The following is a 17,155-nucleotide window of genomic DNA, read 5'->3' as shown; positions in this document are numbered from 1 at the left end:
TAAGGAGAGATAAGCAATGTTAGAAGTAGATAAGAAAACATTTGAAGAAGAAGTATTAAAAGCAGAAGGATATGTATTTGTAGACTTTTTCGGTGATGGATGTGTTCCATGCCAGGCTCTGATGCCAAAAGTACATGAATATGCAGATACATATGGTGACAAGATGAAATTCACATGCCTGAATACAACAAAGGCACGTCGTCTTGCAATCTCTCAGAAAATCTTAGGTCTGCCGGTTATGGCAATTTACAAAGACGGAGAGAAAGTAGAAGAGCTGGTAAAAGATGATTGTACACCAGAGTCTATCGAAGAGTTGATTAAGAAATACATCTAATCTGGATGTTGTTTCTATAATCATAGATATTTGATCAAGTTGTTAGTATACAATACAAGAAAGGAGAAAGAGTAATTATGGCTATTTTAGAAGGCAAAAAAGCAATAATTATCGGAGACCGTGATGGAATTCCGGGACCGGCTATCGCAGAATGCGTAAAAACAGCTGGTGCTGAAGTAATTTTCTCATCAACGGAATGTTTCGTCTGAACAAGCGCAGGCGCAATGGATCTGGAAAACCAGAAGAGAGTAAAAGAGTTCGCAGAGGAGTATGGTGCAGAGAACTTAGTAGTAGTTCTTGGTGCAGCAGAAGGCGAAGCTGCAGGTCTTGCAGCTGAGACTGTAATGTTAGGCGATCCTACTTTCGCAGGTCCATTGACAGGAGTCCAGCTTGGACTTACGACTTATCACGTATGTGAGCCAGAGATCAAAAAGGAATTTGACGAAGCAGTTTATGATGAACAGGTAAGCATGATGGAAATGGTTCTTGACGTAGACGACATCGTAGATGAGATGAATGCTATCAGAGAGCAGGCAGCAGAAAACTAATCATTTTTTGTTAAAGATCATGTTGTGTTTAGAGGGCGAACCCGGTGCGATCCCCGCATAAGGGGAGCCCTCTTTTTGTCTTGATTGTATACGACAAAGTAAAAGTTTACGTAAAAGGAAAGGTGGAAAACCAATGAACAGTGTAATTAAGGGAGCAAGCTATGTATTAGCACACACTCCAGATATGGTTTTATATAATGGAACAACTCAGACAACAGAAAGAATTGTTAACCCGGAATCAGAGTATCTGAAAGAGGTACCGAAGCACTTACGTTCTTATGAGGATGTTGTAGCTTACTGGCCGAACCAGACATACATCGGAAATGCTCATCCGGATCAGTTAGCTGAGATTGAGTTCCCATACTTCGACAAGAAGATGGAAGGCGCAGAGCGTTATGGAAAATATGGTGAGATCATGCCGGAAGAAGAGTTCCTTCTTTTAGTTCAGGCTTGTGATATGTTTGAAGTAGTAAGACTGGAGAAAGCATTCGTAGCAGCACACAAAGATGCATTTGCAGCTGACCCGGTTATCACTGAAGATATTGTAGCTCTGTTACATGAAGGTGTAGAGATCGATGAGATCGAAGCACTGATTAAAGACGATCACGCAGAGCCTCTTTACTTCGAAGACAAATTAGTTGGATGTGTAAAACCAGCTCATGATATCGATGTAAACTTATCTTCTCACGTTATGCATGAAAACTTAATGAGTAAAGCATCTAGTGTTTTAGCACTGCTTTACGGAGTTAAAAATGCAGGAATTGAAAAATCTGACGTAGAGTATGTTATCGATTGTGCTGAGGAAGCATGTGGAGATATGAACCAGAGAGGTGGAGGAAACTTCGCTAAAGCAGCAGCTGAGATTGCCGGACTGTCTAACGCTACAGGATCTGACGCAAGAGGATTCTGTGCAGCACCGACACACGCACTGATCGAAGCAGCAGCACTCGTTAAATCCGGAGCATACAAATGCGTAGCTGTTACAGCAGGTGGATGTACAGCTAAATTAGGAATGAACGGAAAAGACCATGTGAAAAAAGAACTTCCGATCTTAGAGGACTGCCTGGGCGGATTCTGTGTGATCATCGCAGAGAACGACGGAGTAAACCCGGAGATCGATCTGAACATGTTAGGACGCCACACAGTAGGAACTGGATCTGCACCGCAGAACGTAATCGGAAGCCTGGTAGCTGATCCGCTTGACAGAGCAGGAATGAAGATCACAGATATCGATAAATTCTCACCGGAGATGCAGAACCCGGATATCACAAAACCGGCAGGAGCAGGAGATGTACCGCTTGCAAACTATAAGATGATCGCTGCTCTGGCAGTAAAGAGAGGCGAGCTTGACAGAAAAGAGCTGGCAGCATTTACAAAAGATCACGGACTGACCGGATGGGCACCGACACAGGGACATATCCCGTCAGGAGTACCATTTGTAGGATTTGCACGTGAAGATATCTTAGAAGGAAAGATCAAAAATGCCATGATCATCGGAAAAGGAAGTCTGTTCCTTGGACGTATGACAAACTTATTCGATGGAGTATCTTTCGTAATTCACGGAAATACAGCAGCTGAAGAAGAAGCAGCATCCGGAGTATCAGAGGAAGAAGTAAAAGGCTTAATCGCAAAAGCAATGAAAGATTTTGCAGCGACCCTGATGGCAGAATAAGGGGGTACATTATAATGGCAGATAAAATTGAAAAAATGATCGCAGAGACCTTCCTTGAGATGGCGCAGGGACTGGAAACAGGAAGCTTTGGTAAAAGACCGAAGATCGCGCTTACAGGAATGGGATCTGAGCATGGCGAAGAGAATGCGATGGAAGCAGCGCTCATGGCTGCAAAAGAAGGGATTGATGTTTATTACATTGGATCTCTGGAAGCAGAAGGCGTTACAACCGTCAAAGTGGCAGATGATGAGGAAGGCCACAAAAAGATGGAAGAAATGCTGGCAAACAAGGAAGTAGACGGAGCAGTTACCATGCATTTCCCATTCCCGATCGGAGTATCCACAGTCGGACGTGCGATCACACCATCCAAGGGAAAAGAAATGTTCGTGGCAAATACAACCGGAACATCTAGTGCAGACCGTATCGAAGGAATGATCAAGAATACGATTTACGGAATCATTGCAGCAAAAGCATGTGGAAAAGTAAATCCTACAGTTGGAATCCTGAATGTAGACGGTGCACGCCAGACAGAAAAAGCATTAAAAGAATTAAAAGAAAACGGATATGACATTACATTTGCAGAGTCAGCAAGAGCAGACGGTGGATGTGTCATGAGAGGAAATGACGTACTGCAGGGAACTCCGGATATCATGGTAACAGATTCCCTTACAGGAAATATCCTGATTAAGATGCTGTCTTCATACACAACGGGAGGAAGCTATGAGGCAACAGGTTACGGATATGGACCTGGAATCGGAGAAGGATATGACCAGTTAGTCATGATCGTATCAAGAGCAAGTGGAGCACCGCTTATCGCAGGAGCTATCCGCTATGCAGCACAGCTTGTAAGAAGCAAAGTATTTGAAATCGCAAAAGCAGAGTTTGCAGCAGCAAACAAAGCTGGATTAAAAGCGATTCTTGAGGCAAGAAAGGCAGCGAACAAACCGGCAGCGGCTGAAGAAGATGTAAAAGAGCCACCGAAGGAGATCGTTACAAGCCAGATCGCAGGAATCGAAGTTATGGATCTTGAGGATGCAGTTAAAGTCCTGTGGAAACTCAATATTTATGCAGAGAGCGGAATGGGATGTACCGGACCGATCATCCGTGTATCGGATGCAAATCTTGCAAAAGCTGAAGAAGAATTAAAGAAAGCCGGATATATTAATTAGTCTGATGATAAAAAAGTCATAGTCTGACCGGGTGGCGTTTTGACAATGTGTCAAGACGCCACTTTCTTTTATTTGTGAGTCAATTTATAATGAACTTATAAGAGAAAGAACCGGAAAGGCTGGTGGCATTATGGAACTCGTATTAAAGAAATTAAATCAGGGATTGGAAGTGGAAGGAATATGTGCATTCCGCAGTAAGATGACAACAAGAAATACTGTGACCGGAATATTTGTTCTGGTAAGTCTGGCACTCTTATATCTGGGCGTGACAACCTGAAAGGGAAAAGGAGAAGGATTGCCGGATGGGGCCGCCATGCACCAGGCGGTGATAGAAGAAACACATACAGGACCGGCAGGAGCGAACCTATTTGCAGGAACAGCAGGAGCGAACCTATTTGCAGGAACAGCAGGAGCGAAAGTTAATTTTAAAGATATGTCTGAACATAGAAAAGCAGCTATGGGAATGACAGTGTCTGGAAAGACAGATGTAAAATCAGCACTTAAAACAAAAGCATCAGTTGCAAAATCGACCGCTGCAAAAGCACCAGTTGCGAGATCATCAGTTGCGAGATCAGCAACCAGAGTTTCAAAGCCTGCTATGAAAAAGTCTGTGAAGAGATCGTATGCAGCAACAGTTAGCGAATCTGAAAATGAGACAAAGGCGGCAACTGTCAAAGAATCTGTGAAGACGGCTCTTTCGGATTCTTCGGTGGCAGAAGATACAAAGAAAAAGCTGGAGACGGAAGTTCCATGGAGTGTGACACTTGATGCTAACGGTGGTATTCCGGCAATTCGTGAGTATTCTTTTGCAGAAAAGACATTTTCAGAAAAGGATTTTGAAGTACCGACAAGACCTGGAAAAGTATTTACCGGATGGTATGAAGATGTAGGATGTACAAAGCCATTTTCAGGAGTAATAGATGTGAAAAATATCCGTTTGTATGCCGGCTGGAAAGAATTTGATGGATTTGTATGTGATGCAAATGGTTACGTAACAGCATGTACCAATGCAGATACGATGCTGAGAGACGGATTTCTTGTGCTTCCAACATCTGCTTCATGCACAGGGATTGCGGCAAGTGCATTTGATGGAGTGGAAGATCGGATCATGGAAGTATATATTCCGGCGAACATTCATTATATCGCAGACGGAATTTTTGACAGACTTCCAAATCTTCTTTATATAGAAGCAGCGTCCGGAAATCCTTATTATTACAGTGAAGAAGGTGTATTGTACAGAACAACTGGAGAAATTGTTGCAACACCGCGAGGTTGATATTTGGAAAATGTGGTGATATAATGTGTTGGATTAGGTACATAGGAGCTACGCATGAGAATTCAACAAGTAAAAGACAACAAAATCCAATATCTTGATTTATTACAGTTTGCGGATCCGAACGAAGAAGCTTTGGAAAAAAAACTGGATACAATGGATCTGTTTCTGTTAAAGGAAGACGGAGTGATCAAAACGATCTGTGCTGTCAGATTCCGGAAAAACCGGAAGTGCGAGATTTTGAGCATTGTAACCATGGAAGAAGCGCGTGGATGTGGCTACGGTAAATATATGGTTCATTATATTTGTGAGCATTACAGTGACCGGTGTGACGAATTGTATGTGGGAATCGGAAATTGCAGAAAACTGCTTGGCTTTTTTGAAAAATGTGGATTTTCTAATTCTCATATTTTAGCAGGATATTTTCTGAAAAAATACAAAGAACCTGTTTATGATGATGGTATTCCGCTTACAGATATGGTATATTTTAAGAAGCGGCTAGAAGCAGAGATTGATATAAAAAAAGTCGTGGATGTGGCACTGGAAGCAGGAAGGATCCTTTTGAAGAATGGTGGCGAGATCTTCCGTGTAGAAGAGACGATGACGCGGATATGCAACCGTTTTCATATTGATCAGGTAGATATATTTACTCTGAGTCATGCCATCTTTGTTACGGCGAAGAGCGGAGAAGAGGAAGTGTACACAAAGGTGAAGAATGTACCTTTATCGGGAACACATCTGGGGATTGTTGCGGAAGTAAATTCGCTTTCCAGAGCGATATCAGCCGGGAGGATGTCACTGGAAGAGGCGCAGAAACGATTAAAAGAGATCGACAAAATTGAGCCGATACATCCGGGTGTACAGATCATAGGTGCCGGATTTGCAAGTGGATGTCTTGGATATCTTCTTGGAGCGACGGCGAGAGAAAGCGTTGTTGCGTTCTTTATTGGCTGTATCCTCTATTGCTGGGTACTGCTGGCGAGAAGATATCATATGTCTAAGATTATCAGTAATATTGCAGGTGGCGTGATCATTACCGGGCTGGCGCTTGCAGCGAGAGAGGTGCCATGGCTTGCACCGGTGCAGTTAAATGGTATGATCATTGGTGCGCTTATGCCTTTGGTTCCGGGAATGGCATTTGTCAATTCAATCCGCGAGATTGCAGACAGTGATTTTCTGTCGGGAACAGTCAGAATGATTGATACATTATTAGTATTTGTGTATATTGCGATCGGCGTCGGACTGACTCTTAGCATTTATCACACGTTAGGAGGAATTGTCGGATGATAGTAGAACTGATTGCCAATGGAGTCTGTGCATTTGCAGGAGCGGTTGCGTTTGCAGTATTATTTAGTGTACCGAGACATTTTTACATCGGATGTGGAATTACAGGTGCAGCAGGCTGGTGTGTGTATTTGATACTGGAAGAATATGCAGGACTTTCGGCTGCAATTGCTTCTTTTTGTGGTACACTGGTAGTGGTATTATTATCACGTATGCTGACCGTGCGGATGAAATGCCCAATCACAATATTCCTTGTATCCGGAGTGATTCCGATGGTGCCGGGTGCCGGGATTTATTATACAACTTATTATCTGGTTATGAATCAGTTGGGAATGGCAGCATCAAAAGGCCTGGAAGCAGTCAAGGTTTCGTTTGGAATAGTCCTTGGAATTGCCATTGTATTATCCATTCCGAGAGATGTGTTCCAGAAAGGCTACTGGAAGCAGCTGAAATATCACAGAAAAAAGAAAAATATTTTAAATTAATATATAGTTAGGAGATAAGAATCATGAGTAAAGTAAGAACAAGATTTGCCCCAAGTCCGACAGGAAGAATGCATGTCGGGAATTTAAGAACAGCATTGTATGCATATCTGATTGCAAAACATGAGGATGGAGATTTTATTCTTCGTATTGAAGATACAGACCAGGAGCGTTTCGTTGACGGAGCGCTGGAGATCATCTACCATACACTGGAAGAGACAGGACTCGTTCATGATGAAGGCCCGGACAAAGATGGTGGAGTTGGACCATATGTACAGAGCGAGAGAAACAAATCCGGACTGTATCTGAAATATGCCAAACAGCTGATTGAGCAGGGAGATGCTTATTATTGTTTCTGCGATAAGGAACGTCTGGAATCACTGAAAAGCAAAGTAGACGGAGAGGGAAGTGCAGAGATTGTTGTCTATGATAAACACTGCCTGGGACTGAGCAAAGAAGAAGTACAGGCAAATCTGGATGCAGGTAAGCCTTACGTTATCCGTTTTAATATGCCGACAGAAGGAACAACAACTTTCAAAGATGACATTTATGGAGATATTACGGTTCCGAATAATGAGCTGGAGGATCTGATCCTTATCAAATCTGACGGATATCCGACTTACAATTTTGCGAATGTTATTGATGACCATCTGATGGGAATTACACACGTTGTACGTGGAAATGAATATTTATCTTCTGCACCGAAGTACAACAAGATCTATGAAGCATTTGGATGGGAGATTCCGACTTATGTGCACTGTCCGCTGATCACAGACGAGACACATAAGAAACTGAGTAAGAGATGCGGACATTCTTCTTATGAAGATCTGATCGATCAGGGATTTGTGAAAGAAGCAGTTGTAAATTATGTTGCACTTCTTGGATGGTGCCCATCTGATAATCGGGAGATTTTCTCACTGGAAGAACTTGTGAAAGCATTTGACTACCGTCATATGAGCAAGTCTCCGGCTGTATTTGATATTGTGAAATTAAAATGGATGAACGGAGAATATCTGAAAGCCATGGACGAAGACAAATTCTTTGAAATGGCAAAACCGTATATTCAGGAAGTTATTACAAAAGATTATGATTTGAAGAAAATTGCCGGATTAGTTAAGACAAGAATTGAGATTTTCCCGGATATCAAGGATCAGATTGATTTCTTTGAAGAACTTCCGGAATATGACACAGCAATGTACTGTCATAAGAAGATGAAAACAAACGAAGAAAATTCTCTGGAAGTATTAAAAGAAGTACTTCCGCTCCTGGAAGAGCAGTATGATTTCAGCAATGATGCTTTATTTGCTCTTCTGAAGAAATATGTTGATGAAAAAGGTGTCAAGACTGGTTTCGTTATGTGGCCGATCCGTACTGCGGTATCCGGAAAACAGAGCACACCTGGCGGTGCTACAGAGATTATGGAGATTCTTGGCAAAGAAGAATCTGTAGCCAGAATTAAAAAAGGTATTGAATTATTAAGCAAATAGAGGTATATATGCAATTAAATCATGCTCAGAAAGAGGCGGTCGCCCATAAGGAAGGACCTTGTATGGTTCTTGCCGGTCCCGGTTCAGGGAAAACTCTTACCATTGCAAAAAGAATTGAATATCTGATTATGAATTATAAGGTAAGACCAGAAGAAATTCTGGTCCTTACCTTTACAAAGTATGCGGCAAAGTCAATGAAACAGCGGTTTGCCAAAGTTATGAAACAGCAGGCGTCTGCGGTGACATTTGGAACATTTCACGGTGTTTATTACGGGATTTTAAAGTGGGCTTACAAACTTACTTCCGCGAATCTTCTGACGGAAGAAGAACGAAAAAATCTGCTTACAGGGATCGTTTCGAAGACGGACTGGGGTGAGGATGAAGAGTTGCTCCGGGAAGAAGATTTTCTTAAGAATCTGTCGGAGGAGATTGGAAATGTGAAGAATCACCGCTACAATATAGAAACATATGAAGCAAAGCAATATGGCGAAAATCGTTTTCGGGATATTTATACTGCTTATGAGAAGGAAAAGAAGCGTCTTCATAAGCTGGATTTTGAAGATATGCTGCTGGAGTGCAGCCTCCTGTTTGAGAGCAGACCGGATATACTGGCAAAATGGCAAAAACGTTTCCCGCATATTCTGGTGGATGAATTTCAGGATATTAACCGGGTACAGTATGATGTCCTGCGGATGCTGGCGGGCGAAAACGCCAATCTGTTTGTAGTGGGGGATGATGACCAGTCTATTTACGGATTCCGCGGAGCGAGTCCGGGAATTATGCAGCAGTTTATGAAAGATTATCCGCAGGCAAAGCAAATCCTGCTGGATGTGAATTACCGTTCAACAGCACATATTGTGAATGGAGCACTGCGTGTGATCACAAATAATAAAAATCGTTTTTTGAAGAAAATCAAGGCAGAACAGAAAGCAGATCTGACAGTTCATGTACAGGAAGTGAGAGATCCGTTTGAAGAAAGCAGGTATATTCTGGACCGGATAAGGGAAACTTTAAAAAGTGGGATACAGTATGAAGAAATTGCGGTTTTATACCGCACTGCTGCTGAGGCAAGAGTGATGGCGGAAACATTGATGGAGCATCAGATACCGTTTCAGATGAAAGAACATTTATATAATATATATGAACATTTTATCGGACAGGATATCAAAAGCTATCTGCACCTGGCAGAAGGAATTGTCACAAGGAAAGACCTTTTAAGGATTGCAAACCGCCCGAACCGCTACATCAGCCGGGACAGCATGCGCAGTGACAGGGCAGATTATGAAAGTCTGAGGAAATATTACCAGAATAAAAAATGGATGCAGGATCGCATTGATCAACTGGAATGGGATATGAAGATGATTGCAGGAAAAAGTCCGTATGCAGTGATCCAGTATATACGAAAAAGAGTCGGTTATGATGCATTTCTGAAAGAATATGCCGCTTATCGCAGACTGTGTACAGAAGAACTGTTTGAGGTGCTCGATGAGATTCAGGAGAGAGCAAAAGCGTATGCGACAATTCCAGAGTGGTTTGCGCACATTGAACAATATGAAGAAAATTTATGGGAAAACAGCAGAAAAACGCAAAAAGAAGGCATTTGTATGCTGACAATGCACGGGGCGAAAGGATTGGAATATGATACCGTATTTATCCTTGGCGCAAATGAGGGCAGCATGCCATACAGGCGGGCTGTCATGCAGGATGAGACGGAAGAGGAGAGGCGCTTGTTCTATGTGGCGATGACACGGGCAAAACGCCAGCTTGTCATCAGTTATGTAAAAGAAAAAAACGGAAAAGACTGCAGTCCTTCCCGTTTTGTAAAAGAGCTCTTCTTATAATTCTTCAAATTCCTGCTCATCCATCCACTCGTCAAATGCATCGGCAGCGATGTCGTATTCGTCATCGTCTTCGATATTGCCAAGTGTCGGCTCGCCGTCTACTTCTTCGTAGCGGTAGAGATAAACATCACCGTCTTCACTCTCACCTTCTTCATTCAGAGGAAGCAGCGCAATATACTCTCTTCCGTTTGCTGAATATGTAGTTAAAACTGCGCAGTCGATTTCTTCATCGTCTTCCATTGTAAGAGTTACTGTGATCTGCTCTTCATCTGTGTTCATATTCTGTTCACTCATAATATAATTCTCCTTTTTCTAAGATAACTTAACTCTATCAAAGGAACAGGCAAAAAGCAAGGATGTAGTAGCCAAATTAAGAAAAATGTTGTAAAATAAATCTGCGTGTACATAAGGAGGAAAACAGCATGTTAAGAAAAAAAATATCACTGCTTCTGGCAGTCCTGTTAGTCTGCATGTTAGGAATGACTGCATGCAAAAAAGATGTAGGAACACCGGAAGATAATGCAACAGCCGAAGAAGATACAGACGAAAATGCAGATCAGGAAAAGTACTTAATCGGATTTTCCGTGATCGATATGGAGAACCCGTATTTTATTACATTGGAAAGTGCGACGAGAGAAGTTGTGGAAGCAGATGATTCTACTCTGATCACAAAAGATCCAGGCGGGAATGCGGACAAACAGGCAAAGCAGATTGATGAGATGATCAAGGATGGTATCAATGCCATTATTTTAAGCCCGGTAGACTGGGAGAAGATCACACCATCTCTTAAGAAACTTAAGGATGCCGGTGTGAAGATCATTAATGTAGATACGCAGGTAAAAGAGATGTCCTATGTGGATGCCTATGTAGGCTCTGATAATAAGAATGCAGGATATATCTGCGGAGAAGATCTGATCAAAAAGAGTCCGGACGGAGGAACCGTTGCAATTCTGGAATGCCCGACACAGAATTCCATGAATGAACGTATCACCGGATTTGAAGAGGCGATCTCCAAAGCAGAAAAAGGGTTTGAAGTAGTAGACAGAGCAGATACAAAAGGAAAATTTAACAAAGCATTGAAGGCAGCAGAGAAGATGTTGAAGAAATACCCGAATCTGACTGCGATCATGTGTGGCAATGACCAGCTTGCGGTTGCGGCAAAGACAGCAGTGAATGTTGTCGGTAATGATAAAGTACTGATTTACGGTGTGGATGGATCACCGGATATTAAGAAAGAATTAAAGAAAAGAGAGAACCAGATTGTAGGAACAGCAGCACAGTCACCGATTAATATAGGAAAGAAAGCTGCAGAGACAGCAGACAATATTCTGGATGGAAACGATTATGAGAAGGAAGTCTATGAAGAAGTCTTTATGATCAATAAAGATAATGTAGATATGTACGGCACAGATGGTTGGCAATAGAGTACAGAAAGGGAAAAAGGACACAAAGAATGAAGAATACACAAGGGCAGCAGTTACCGATGGGGGTTACGGTACAGGAAGATGGAGTCAGTTTTTCCGTTGCAGCGAAGAAGGGGAAGGCATGTTGCCTTCTCCTGTATCATGCAGGGGAAAAAGAACCATGTGCCAGATATCCGATGCGGCAAAGTGAAGGTGCGGTATATACAGTAAAGGTGACGGATATCCAGTCAGGTGCATATGCCTATGAGTATCTGATGGATGAAGAAGTTGTGACTGATCCGTACACAAAAGCATTTACAAAAGAGAATAAGAGTCAGGTCCTGATCCCAGAATATGACTGGGAGGATGACAGATATCCGGCTTATGCATATAAGGATGTTATTGCGTACAGCCTTCACGTGCGTGGATTTACACAGGATAGTTATTCAAAGGTTGCACACAGAGGAACCTTTGAAGGCGTCATAGAAAAGCTTCCTTATCTGAAAGACCTGGGGATCAACCAGATTCAGTGTATGCCGGTTTATTCATTTCTGGAAGGAAAAAGAAAGCCAAATTACTGGGGATATGGACCTGGGTATTTCTTTGCACCGAAGAACAGCTATTCTGCTATATCTGACGGTGTGCGTTCGTTGAAAAACATGGTGAAAGCATGTCATGAAGCGGAGATTGAAGTCGTGCTGGAAATGCCCTTTTGTCCGGAGACGCCGATCTATCAGGTGCTGGACTGCCTGCGCTATTACAGGCAGGAATATCATATAGACGGATATATCCTGAATCCGGCAGCAGTATCAACCAGAGCAGCGTATGAAGATCCGTATTTACAGGACTGCAAGCTGATGGTTCATCATACGGAATTTCAGAATGTGATGCGCCGTTTCTTAAAAGGAGACGAGGGTATGGTGGAAGCAGTGACTTACTGGCTACGTCACCTGTCGGAGAAAGAAGGAAACTTCAATTATATTGCGTCACATAATGGCTTCACGCTTATGGATCTTGTATCCTATGAAGGAAAACACAATGAAGCGAACGGAGAAAATAACCAGGATGGACCGGATTATAATTACAGCTGGAACTGCGGAGCAGAAGGCCCATCAAGGAAGAAAGCGGTTGTAAACTTAAGGAGAGGACAGCTGTATAATGCGCTGTTTCTTGTATTTCTGGCACAGGGGACACCGTGTCTGCTGGCGGGGGATGAGTTTGGCAATTCACAGAAAGGAAATAACAATGTCTATTGTCAGGACAATCCAACAGGCTGGGTAAATTGGAAAAAGCTGACGACGAATCAGGAACTGCATGATTTCGTGCGGGATCTGATCGCATTCCGCAAACGTTATAAAGTATTCCATCCGGCGCAGGAGATGAGCGGAACAGATACGACTAGATGCGGAGTTCCGGATGTATCCTACCACGGAGAATATGCATGGAGAATAGAGAAGGAAGTCGCAAGTAGACAGCTGGGCGTATATTACAGTGGAACATCGCTTGAAGCAGAGGACTGCTATGTCGCTTATAATATGCACTGGATCCGTCATACATTTGCTCTGCCATCTCTTCCGAAAAATAAAAAATGGTATCTTGCCGCTTCCACAAAAGACGGTATAAAAGCTGAAATGATCTGTTTGGGTGGACAGAAATCTATCGAAATTGAAGAAAGAACAATAGTTGTCCTGGTTGCAAAATAAGAAAACAGGGATACTCTCTTGAAAGTTATTGAAAAAAAGTGCATAATAAATATAAAGTATGTGAAAGAAATGACAAAGAATAAATGAAGAGGAATGGAGATATAAGTATGAAGGCGTTAAAACATCTGCAAACGATCAATCACCACAAACTATTGGTTATGAAACATTGTTTTAAAGTTGGATTATACAAGCAAGGGCTGCTTCACGATCTGTCCAAATATTCTCCGACAGAATTTCTGGTCGGCTGTAGGTATTATCAGGGAACAAGAAGCCCGAATAATGCAGAACGTGAAGCAACCGGATATTCTACAGCGTGGCTGCATCACAAAGGTCGTAATAAGCATCATTATGAATACTGGATTGATTACAGTATAGTTCCGGGAGAGGGGATTGTAGGACAGAAGATGCCGGTAAAGTATGTGTATGAGATGTTTATGGACCGGATCGCAGCATCCAAAACTTATCTGGGTGATAAGTATACAGACAAAGAGCCGCTTCAGTATTATGAGAAAGGTGCGGCGAAGCTTGGCAAGATGATCCATCCGGAGACAGCGGCACTTATACATAAGCTTTTGAAGATGTTGGCAGAAAAAGGTGAGCGTGCAACATTCAAGTATGTAAGAGAGCAGGTCAGAGAATTGAAACGCCAGCATATGATATAGGAAAATGTCACGATTGAAAAAAGATTTAAAAAAATTAAAAAAGTTTAAAAAATATGTTGACATTTGGGTTGGGCTATAGTATTATAATCTACGGACAGAGCGAGAGAGATAAATAAAAATAAGCTCAACGTCCTATGCGGAAGTGTCGGAACTGGCAGACGAGCAAGACTAAGGATCTTGTAAGCATTGCGCTTGTGTGGGTTCAAGTCCCATCTTCCGCATTTTTTATTTGTGGTGGGAATCCTTGATTTTTTCAAGGGTTCCCGCTCTTTTTTTGAATAGGATTATTTTAATGGTTCCTGTGATTCCCGCCTTAATTTAGAGTTGCTGTTCATTGACGGACAAAATCTAATTTTTTATAATAAAAGTAATATAGCATTGAAATATGTTGTTGTAAATATGCGGGAAGAGTCAAGGAGGGTACTGTTATGACGATCAGAGAGCAGCTCGAAGAGCGTGAATTAGAATATTTAAGTTCTTATGCAGCGAAAAGTATTGCATCACGAGGAAGAAAAAGACCGGAACCACAGTGTGATCTCAGACCGGTATTTCAAAGAGACAGAGACCGAATCTTACATTGTAAAGCATTCCGCAGGTTAAAACAGAAGACGCAGGTCTTTCTTTATCCGAAGGGGGATCATTACCGGACAAGACTTACACATACATTGGAAGTATCGCAGAATGCAAGAACAATCGCGAAAGCGTTGAGACTGAACGAAGATCTGGTGGAGGCAATCGCATTGGGACATGATCTGGGGCATACACCGTTCGGACACGCAGGGGAACGTGCGCTTGCCAGTGTCAGTCCATCTGGATTCAGTCATAATATACAGAGTGTGCGTGTAGTAGAATATCTGGAAAAACAGGGACAGGGACTGAATCTGACCTGGGAAGTAGTTGATGGAATTGAAAATCATAAGACTAGTGGAAATCCGCATACGCTGGAAGGACAGATCGTGAGATTGTCGGATAAAATTGCGTACGTCAATCACGATATTGATGATGCGATCCGTGGAGGAATCCTGAGGATAGAAGATATTCCGAAGCGTTATACGGATATTCTCGGAATGACGACAAGAGAAAGGCTGAATACGATGGTGCATGATGTGATCATATCCAGTATGGATCGTGATAAGATCGTGATGTCACCGGAGATCCAGGATGCGATGAGCGGACTCAGAGAATTTTTGTTTGAACGTGTTTATACAAATCAGGATGCAAAAGGTGAGGAAGGAAAAGCCATTCATATGATCACCAGTCTGTATCAGTATTATATGGAACATCTGGAGGCAATGCCAGAAGAATTTCTGACCATTCTGGAAGAACGAGGTGAGCCGGAAGAAATGATCGTGTGTGATTATATTGCCGGAATGACGGATAACTATGCCGTAAAGAAGTTTCAGGAATATTTTATCCCAGAATCTTGGAAATATTAAAAGGAAATCAAAGTTCTTTGTTGAATATTTAGCATGAGGGTATTTTTAAGACAAAGAAAAAGGGCGGAGTATATGTATTATTCTGATGAGATTATAGAGGAAGTCAGATCCCGCAATGACATTGTGGATGTGATTTCCAGCTATGTGAAATTACAAAAAAAGGGCAGCTCTTATTTCGGTCTGTGTCCTTTTCACAATGAGAAGTCTCCATCATTTTCAGTAAGCCGCGGGAAGCAGATGTATTATTGCTTTGGCTGTGGTGCAGGTGGGAATGTATTTACATTTTTGATGGAGTATGAAAATTATACTTTTCAGGAAGCACTGAAATATCTGGCTGACAAGGCCGGGGTAGAACTTCCGCAAACGGAATATTCTGCACAGGCGAAGGAGAGAGCTGATCTGAAGGCAATTCTGCTTGAGATCAATAAGATCGCAGCACAGTATTTTTACGTACAGCTTAAGAGTTCAAAAGGAGAAGCCGGACTTTCTTATTTAAAGAGGCGGGAACTGTCGGATGATACGATTAAGGCTTTTGGACTGGGATATTCCAATAAGTATAGCGACGATTTGTATCGTTACCTGAAAGAAAGAGGATATAAGGACGAGATGATTGCGAAGGCTGGTTTGATCAGTATTGATGAGCGGCATGGTGCGCATGACAAGTTCTGGAACCGTGTGATGTTCCCAATCATGGATGTGAACAGCCGTGTGATTGGATTTGGCGGTCGCGTGATGGGAGATGCGAAACCAAAATATCTGAACTCTCCGGAGACACTGATTTTTGACAAGAGCAGGAACTTGTACGGATTGAACCGTGCAAGAAGCACAAGAAAGCCATATTTTCTTCTGTGCGAAGGGTATATGGATGTGATTTCGTTGCATCAGGCAGGATTTACCAATGCGGTCGCATCTTTAGGAACTGCATTGACACCGGGACATGCTTCACTGATCAAGCGTTACGTGAAGGAAGTATATCTGACTTACGACAGTGATGAGGCAGGGACGAAAGCAGCACTGCGTGCAATCCCGATTCTTAAGGATGTAGGGATTACGGCAAAGATTATCCGTATGGAACCTTACAAAGATCCGGATGAATTTATCAAGAATCTCGGAGCGGAAGCTTTTGAAGAACGGATTGGCAGAGCAAGGAATGGATTCATGTTCAGCCTGGAAGTTCTGGAGCGGGATTATGATATGCATTCACCGGAAGGAAAGACTGATTTTATGCGGGAAGTTGCAAGACGGCTTGGAGAGTTTGAAGAAGAGATTGAGCGCAATAATTACATAGAAGCTGTTGCGCAGGCATATCACGTGGGATATGAAGAGCTTCGCAAATTAGTTGTGAAGACTGCCGTACAGCAGGGACTGGCAAAGCCGGTTTCCAGACCGAAACAGACACGAAAAGAGAAGAAAGAAGATGGGAATATTACGTCCCAGAAGGTGCTTCTGACGTGGCTGATCGAAGATGAGAATATATTTTCACAGATCTGTAAATACATTTCACCGGAAGATTTTACCGGCGATATATATCGGACAGTTGCTTCTATATTGTATGAACAATATGAGAAACAGCAGGTGAATCCGGCACAGATCATGAATCATTTTACGGATGAGGAAGAACATCGCGAAGTTGCGAGTCTGTTCCATACGAAAATCAAGGAACTGACAACTCTTGGGGAGCAGGAGAAAGCATTGAAAGAAACAATCATCCGTGTGAAGAACCACAGCATTGAAGAGGCAGCAAGGAATCTTGCGCCGACAGATATTGCAGGACTGCAGCGTCTGATGGAAGCAAAACGTCAGCTGCAGGACCTTGAGAAACTGCATATTTCCATTAATTAGGGATAAAATATAAACAAGC

16 protein-coding genes and 1 tRNA gene are annotated in these 17,155 nt (G+C 42.5%); 16 read left to right on the top strand and 1 reads right to left on the bottom strand.

Features of this window, described 5'->3' with window-relative positions; translation table 11 throughout:
• Positions 1-16 precede the first annotated feature (16 nt).
• The 10 genes from trxA (at position 17) to DW125_RS05410 (ending at position 10,090) form a co-directional block, all read left to right on the top strand.
• Positions 17-334: a thioredoxin TrxA gene (gene trxA, locus DW125_RS05450; protein WP_021860714.1), complete on the top strand. Its 318-nt coding sequence runs from the start codon at positions 17-19 to the stop codon at positions 332-334.
• 77 nt (positions 335-411) lie between these two features.
• The gene (gene grdA / locus DW125_RS05445; RefSeq protein WP_117537328.1) at positions 412-882 is read left to right on the top strand and encodes a glycine/sarcosine/betaine reductase complex selenoprotein A; all 471 of its coding nucleotides are present in this window, start codon (positions 412-414) and stop codon (positions 880-882) included.
• Positions 883-1,015: 133 nt separating this feature from the next.
• The gene (grdC, locus tag DW125_RS05440; protein WP_021860711.1) at positions 1,016-2,554 is read left to right on the top strand and encodes a glycine/sarcosine/betaine reductase complex component C subunit beta; all 1,539 of its coding nucleotides are present in this window, start codon (positions 1,016-1,018) and stop codon (positions 2,552-2,554) included.
• 14 nt (positions 2,555-2,568) lie between these two features.
• Positions 2,569-3,723 carry a glycine/sarcosine/betaine reductase complex component C subunit alpha gene (gene grdD, locus DW125_RS05435; RefSeq protein WP_021860710.1) on the top strand — a complete coding sequence of 385 codons (1,155 nt, stop codon included), beginning with the start codon at positions 2,569-2,571 and terminating at the stop codon, positions 3,721-3,723.
• A gap of 130 nt (positions 3,724-3,853) precedes the next feature.
• Positions 3,854-4,000 (top strand): hypothetical protein, encoded by a 147-nt coding sequence (locus DW125_RS13995; RefSeq protein ID WP_158549889.1) that lies wholly within the window; start codon positions 3,854-3,856, stop codon positions 3,998-4,000.
• An 18-nt stretch (positions 4,001-4,018) separates the two neighbouring features.
• Positions 4,019-4,999: an InlB B-repeat-containing protein gene (locus DW125_RS05430; protein WP_117537327.1), complete on the top strand. Its 981-nt coding sequence runs from the start codon at positions 4,019-4,021 to the stop codon at positions 4,997-4,999.
• Positions 5,000-5,053: 54 nt separating this feature from the next.
• Entirely contained in the window at positions 5,054-6,283 is a 1,230-nt protein-coding gene (locus tag DW125_RS05425; RefSeq protein WP_021860708.1) for a GNAT family N-acetyltransferase, read from the top strand.
• Complete coding sequence (locus DW125_RS05420; RefSeq protein ID WP_021860707.1) at positions 6,280-6,765, top strand: threonine/serine exporter family protein; 486 nt, start codon at positions 6,280-6,282, stop codon at positions 6,763-6,765. The genes DW125_RS05425 and DW125_RS05420 overlap by 4 nt, the downstream gene beginning before the upstream one ends.
• Before the next feature lie 23 nt (positions 6,766-6,788).
• A complete protein-coding gene (gltX, locus tag DW125_RS05415; RefSeq protein ID WP_021860706.1) occupies positions 6,789-8,249 on the top strand; it encodes a glutamate--tRNA ligase in 1,461 nt (486 codons plus the stop codon).
• 8 nt (positions 8,250-8,257) lie between these two features.
• A complete protein-coding gene (locus tag DW125_RS05410) occupies positions 8,258-10,090 on the top strand; it encodes an ATP-dependent helicase (RefSeq protein ID WP_021860705.1) in 1,833 nt (610 codons plus the stop codon).
• Here the strand turns inward: DW125_RS05410 and DW125_RS05405 are convergent.
• On the bottom strand, positions 10,085-10,384 hold the full coding sequence (locus DW125_RS05405) for a DUF1292 domain-containing protein (RefSeq protein WP_021860704.1): 300 nt from the start codon (positions 10,382-10,384) through the stop codon (positions 10,085-10,087). The genes DW125_RS05410 and DW125_RS05405 overlap by 6 nt on opposite strands.
• 128 nt (positions 10,385-10,512) lie before the next feature.
• Between DW125_RS05405 and DW125_RS05400 the strand changes: the two genes are divergently transcribed.
• The 6 genes from DW125_RS05400 (at position 10,513) to dnaG (ending at position 17,136) form a co-directional block, all read left to right on the top strand.
• A complete protein-coding gene (locus DW125_RS05400; RefSeq protein ID WP_021860703.1) occupies positions 10,513-11,514 on the top strand; it encodes a sugar ABC transporter substrate-binding protein in 1,002 nt (333 codons plus the stop codon).
• 29 nt (positions 11,515-11,543) lie between these two features.
• Complete coding sequence (locus DW125_RS05395) at positions 11,544-13,196, top strand: alpha-amylase family glycosyl hydrolase (protein ID WP_021860702.1); 1,653 nt, start codon at positions 11,544-11,546, stop codon at positions 13,194-13,196.
• A 107-nt stretch (positions 13,197-13,303) separates the two neighbouring features.
• Positions 13,304-13,858, top strand: a complete 555-nt coding sequence (locus DW125_RS05390) for a DUF5662 family protein (RefSeq protein WP_021860701.1) — start codon at positions 13,304-13,306, stop codon at positions 13,856-13,858.
• 136 nt (positions 13,859-13,994) lie between these two features.
• Positions 13,995-14,079 (top strand) — tRNA-Leu (locus tag DW125_RS05385).
• Between the two features lie 207 nt (positions 14,080-14,286).
• The gene (locus DW125_RS05380) at positions 14,287-15,294 is read left to right on the top strand and encodes a deoxyguanosinetriphosphate triphosphohydrolase (protein WP_021860700.1); all 1,008 of its coding nucleotides are present in this window, start codon (positions 14,287-14,289) and stop codon (positions 15,292-15,294) included.
• A gap of 72 nt (positions 15,295-15,366) precedes the next feature.
• Complete coding sequence (gene dnaG / locus DW125_RS05375) at positions 15,367-17,136, top strand: DNA primase (protein ID WP_021860699.1); 1,770 nt, start codon at positions 15,367-15,369, stop codon at positions 17,134-17,136.
• The last annotated feature ends 19 nt before the right edge of the window (positions 17,137-17,155 follow it).

It is taken from the genome of Dorea sp. AM10-31, assembly GCF_003435815.1.
GTDB classification, from domain to species: Bacteria; Bacillota; Clostridia; order Lachnospirales; family Lachnospiraceae; genus Dorea_D; species Dorea_D hominis.
This window is presented reverse-complemented; position numbering and strand designations above follow the sequence as displayed.

Bases quoted from the DNA above. Each gene is read 5' to 3' on its own strand.
- trxA (WP_021860714.1), top strand. From the start codon at position 17: ATGTTAGAAGTAGATAAGAAAACATTTGAAGAAGAAGTATTAAAAGCA.
- grdC (WP_021860711.1), top strand. From the start codon at position 1,016: ATGAACAGTGTAATTAAGGGAGCAAGCTATGTATTAGCACACACTCCA.
- grdD (WP_021860710.1), top strand. From the start codon at position 2,569: ATGGCAGATAAAATTGAAAAAATGATCGCAGAGACCTTCCTTGAGATG.
- DW125_RS13995 (WP_158549889.1), top strand. From the start codon at position 3,854: ATGGAACTCGTATTAAAGAAATTAAATCAGGGATTGGAAGTGGAAGGA.
- DW125_RS05425 (WP_021860708.1), top strand. From the start codon at position 5,054: ATGAGAATTCAACAAGTAAAAGACAACAAAATCCAATATCTTGATTTA.
- DW125_RS05420 (WP_021860707.1), top strand. From the start codon at position 6,280: ATGATAGTAGAACTGATTGCCAATGGAGTCTGTGCATTTGCAGGAGCG.
- gltX (WP_021860706.1), top strand. From the start codon at position 6,789: ATGAGTAAAGTAAGAACAAGATTTGCCCCAAGTCCGACAGGAAGAATG.
- DW125_RS05410 (WP_021860705.1), top strand. From the start codon at position 8,258: ATGCAATTAAATCATGCTCAGAAAGAGGCGGTCGCCCATAAGGAAGGA.
- DW125_RS05405 (WP_021860704.1), bottom strand. From the start codon at position 10,384: ATGAGTGAACAGAATATGAACACAGATGAAGAGCAGATCACAGTAACT.
- DW125_RS05400 (WP_021860703.1), top strand. From the start codon at position 10,513: ATGTTAAGAAAAAAAATATCACTGCTTCTGGCAGTCCTGTTAGTCTGC.
- DW125_RS05395 (WP_021860702.1), top strand. From the start codon at position 11,544: ATGAAGAATACACAAGGGCAGCAGTTACCGATGGGGGTTACGGTACAG.
- DW125_RS05390 (WP_021860701.1), top strand. From the start codon at position 13,304: ATGAAGGCGTTAAAACATCTGCAAACGATCAATCACCACAAACTATTG.
- DW125_RS05380 (WP_021860700.1), top strand. From the start codon at position 14,287: ATGACGATCAGAGAGCAGCTCGAAGAGCGTGAATTAGAATATTTAAGT.
- dnaG (WP_021860699.1), top strand. From the start codon at position 15,367: ATGTATTATTCTGATGAGATTATAGAGGAAGTCAGATCCCGCAATGAC.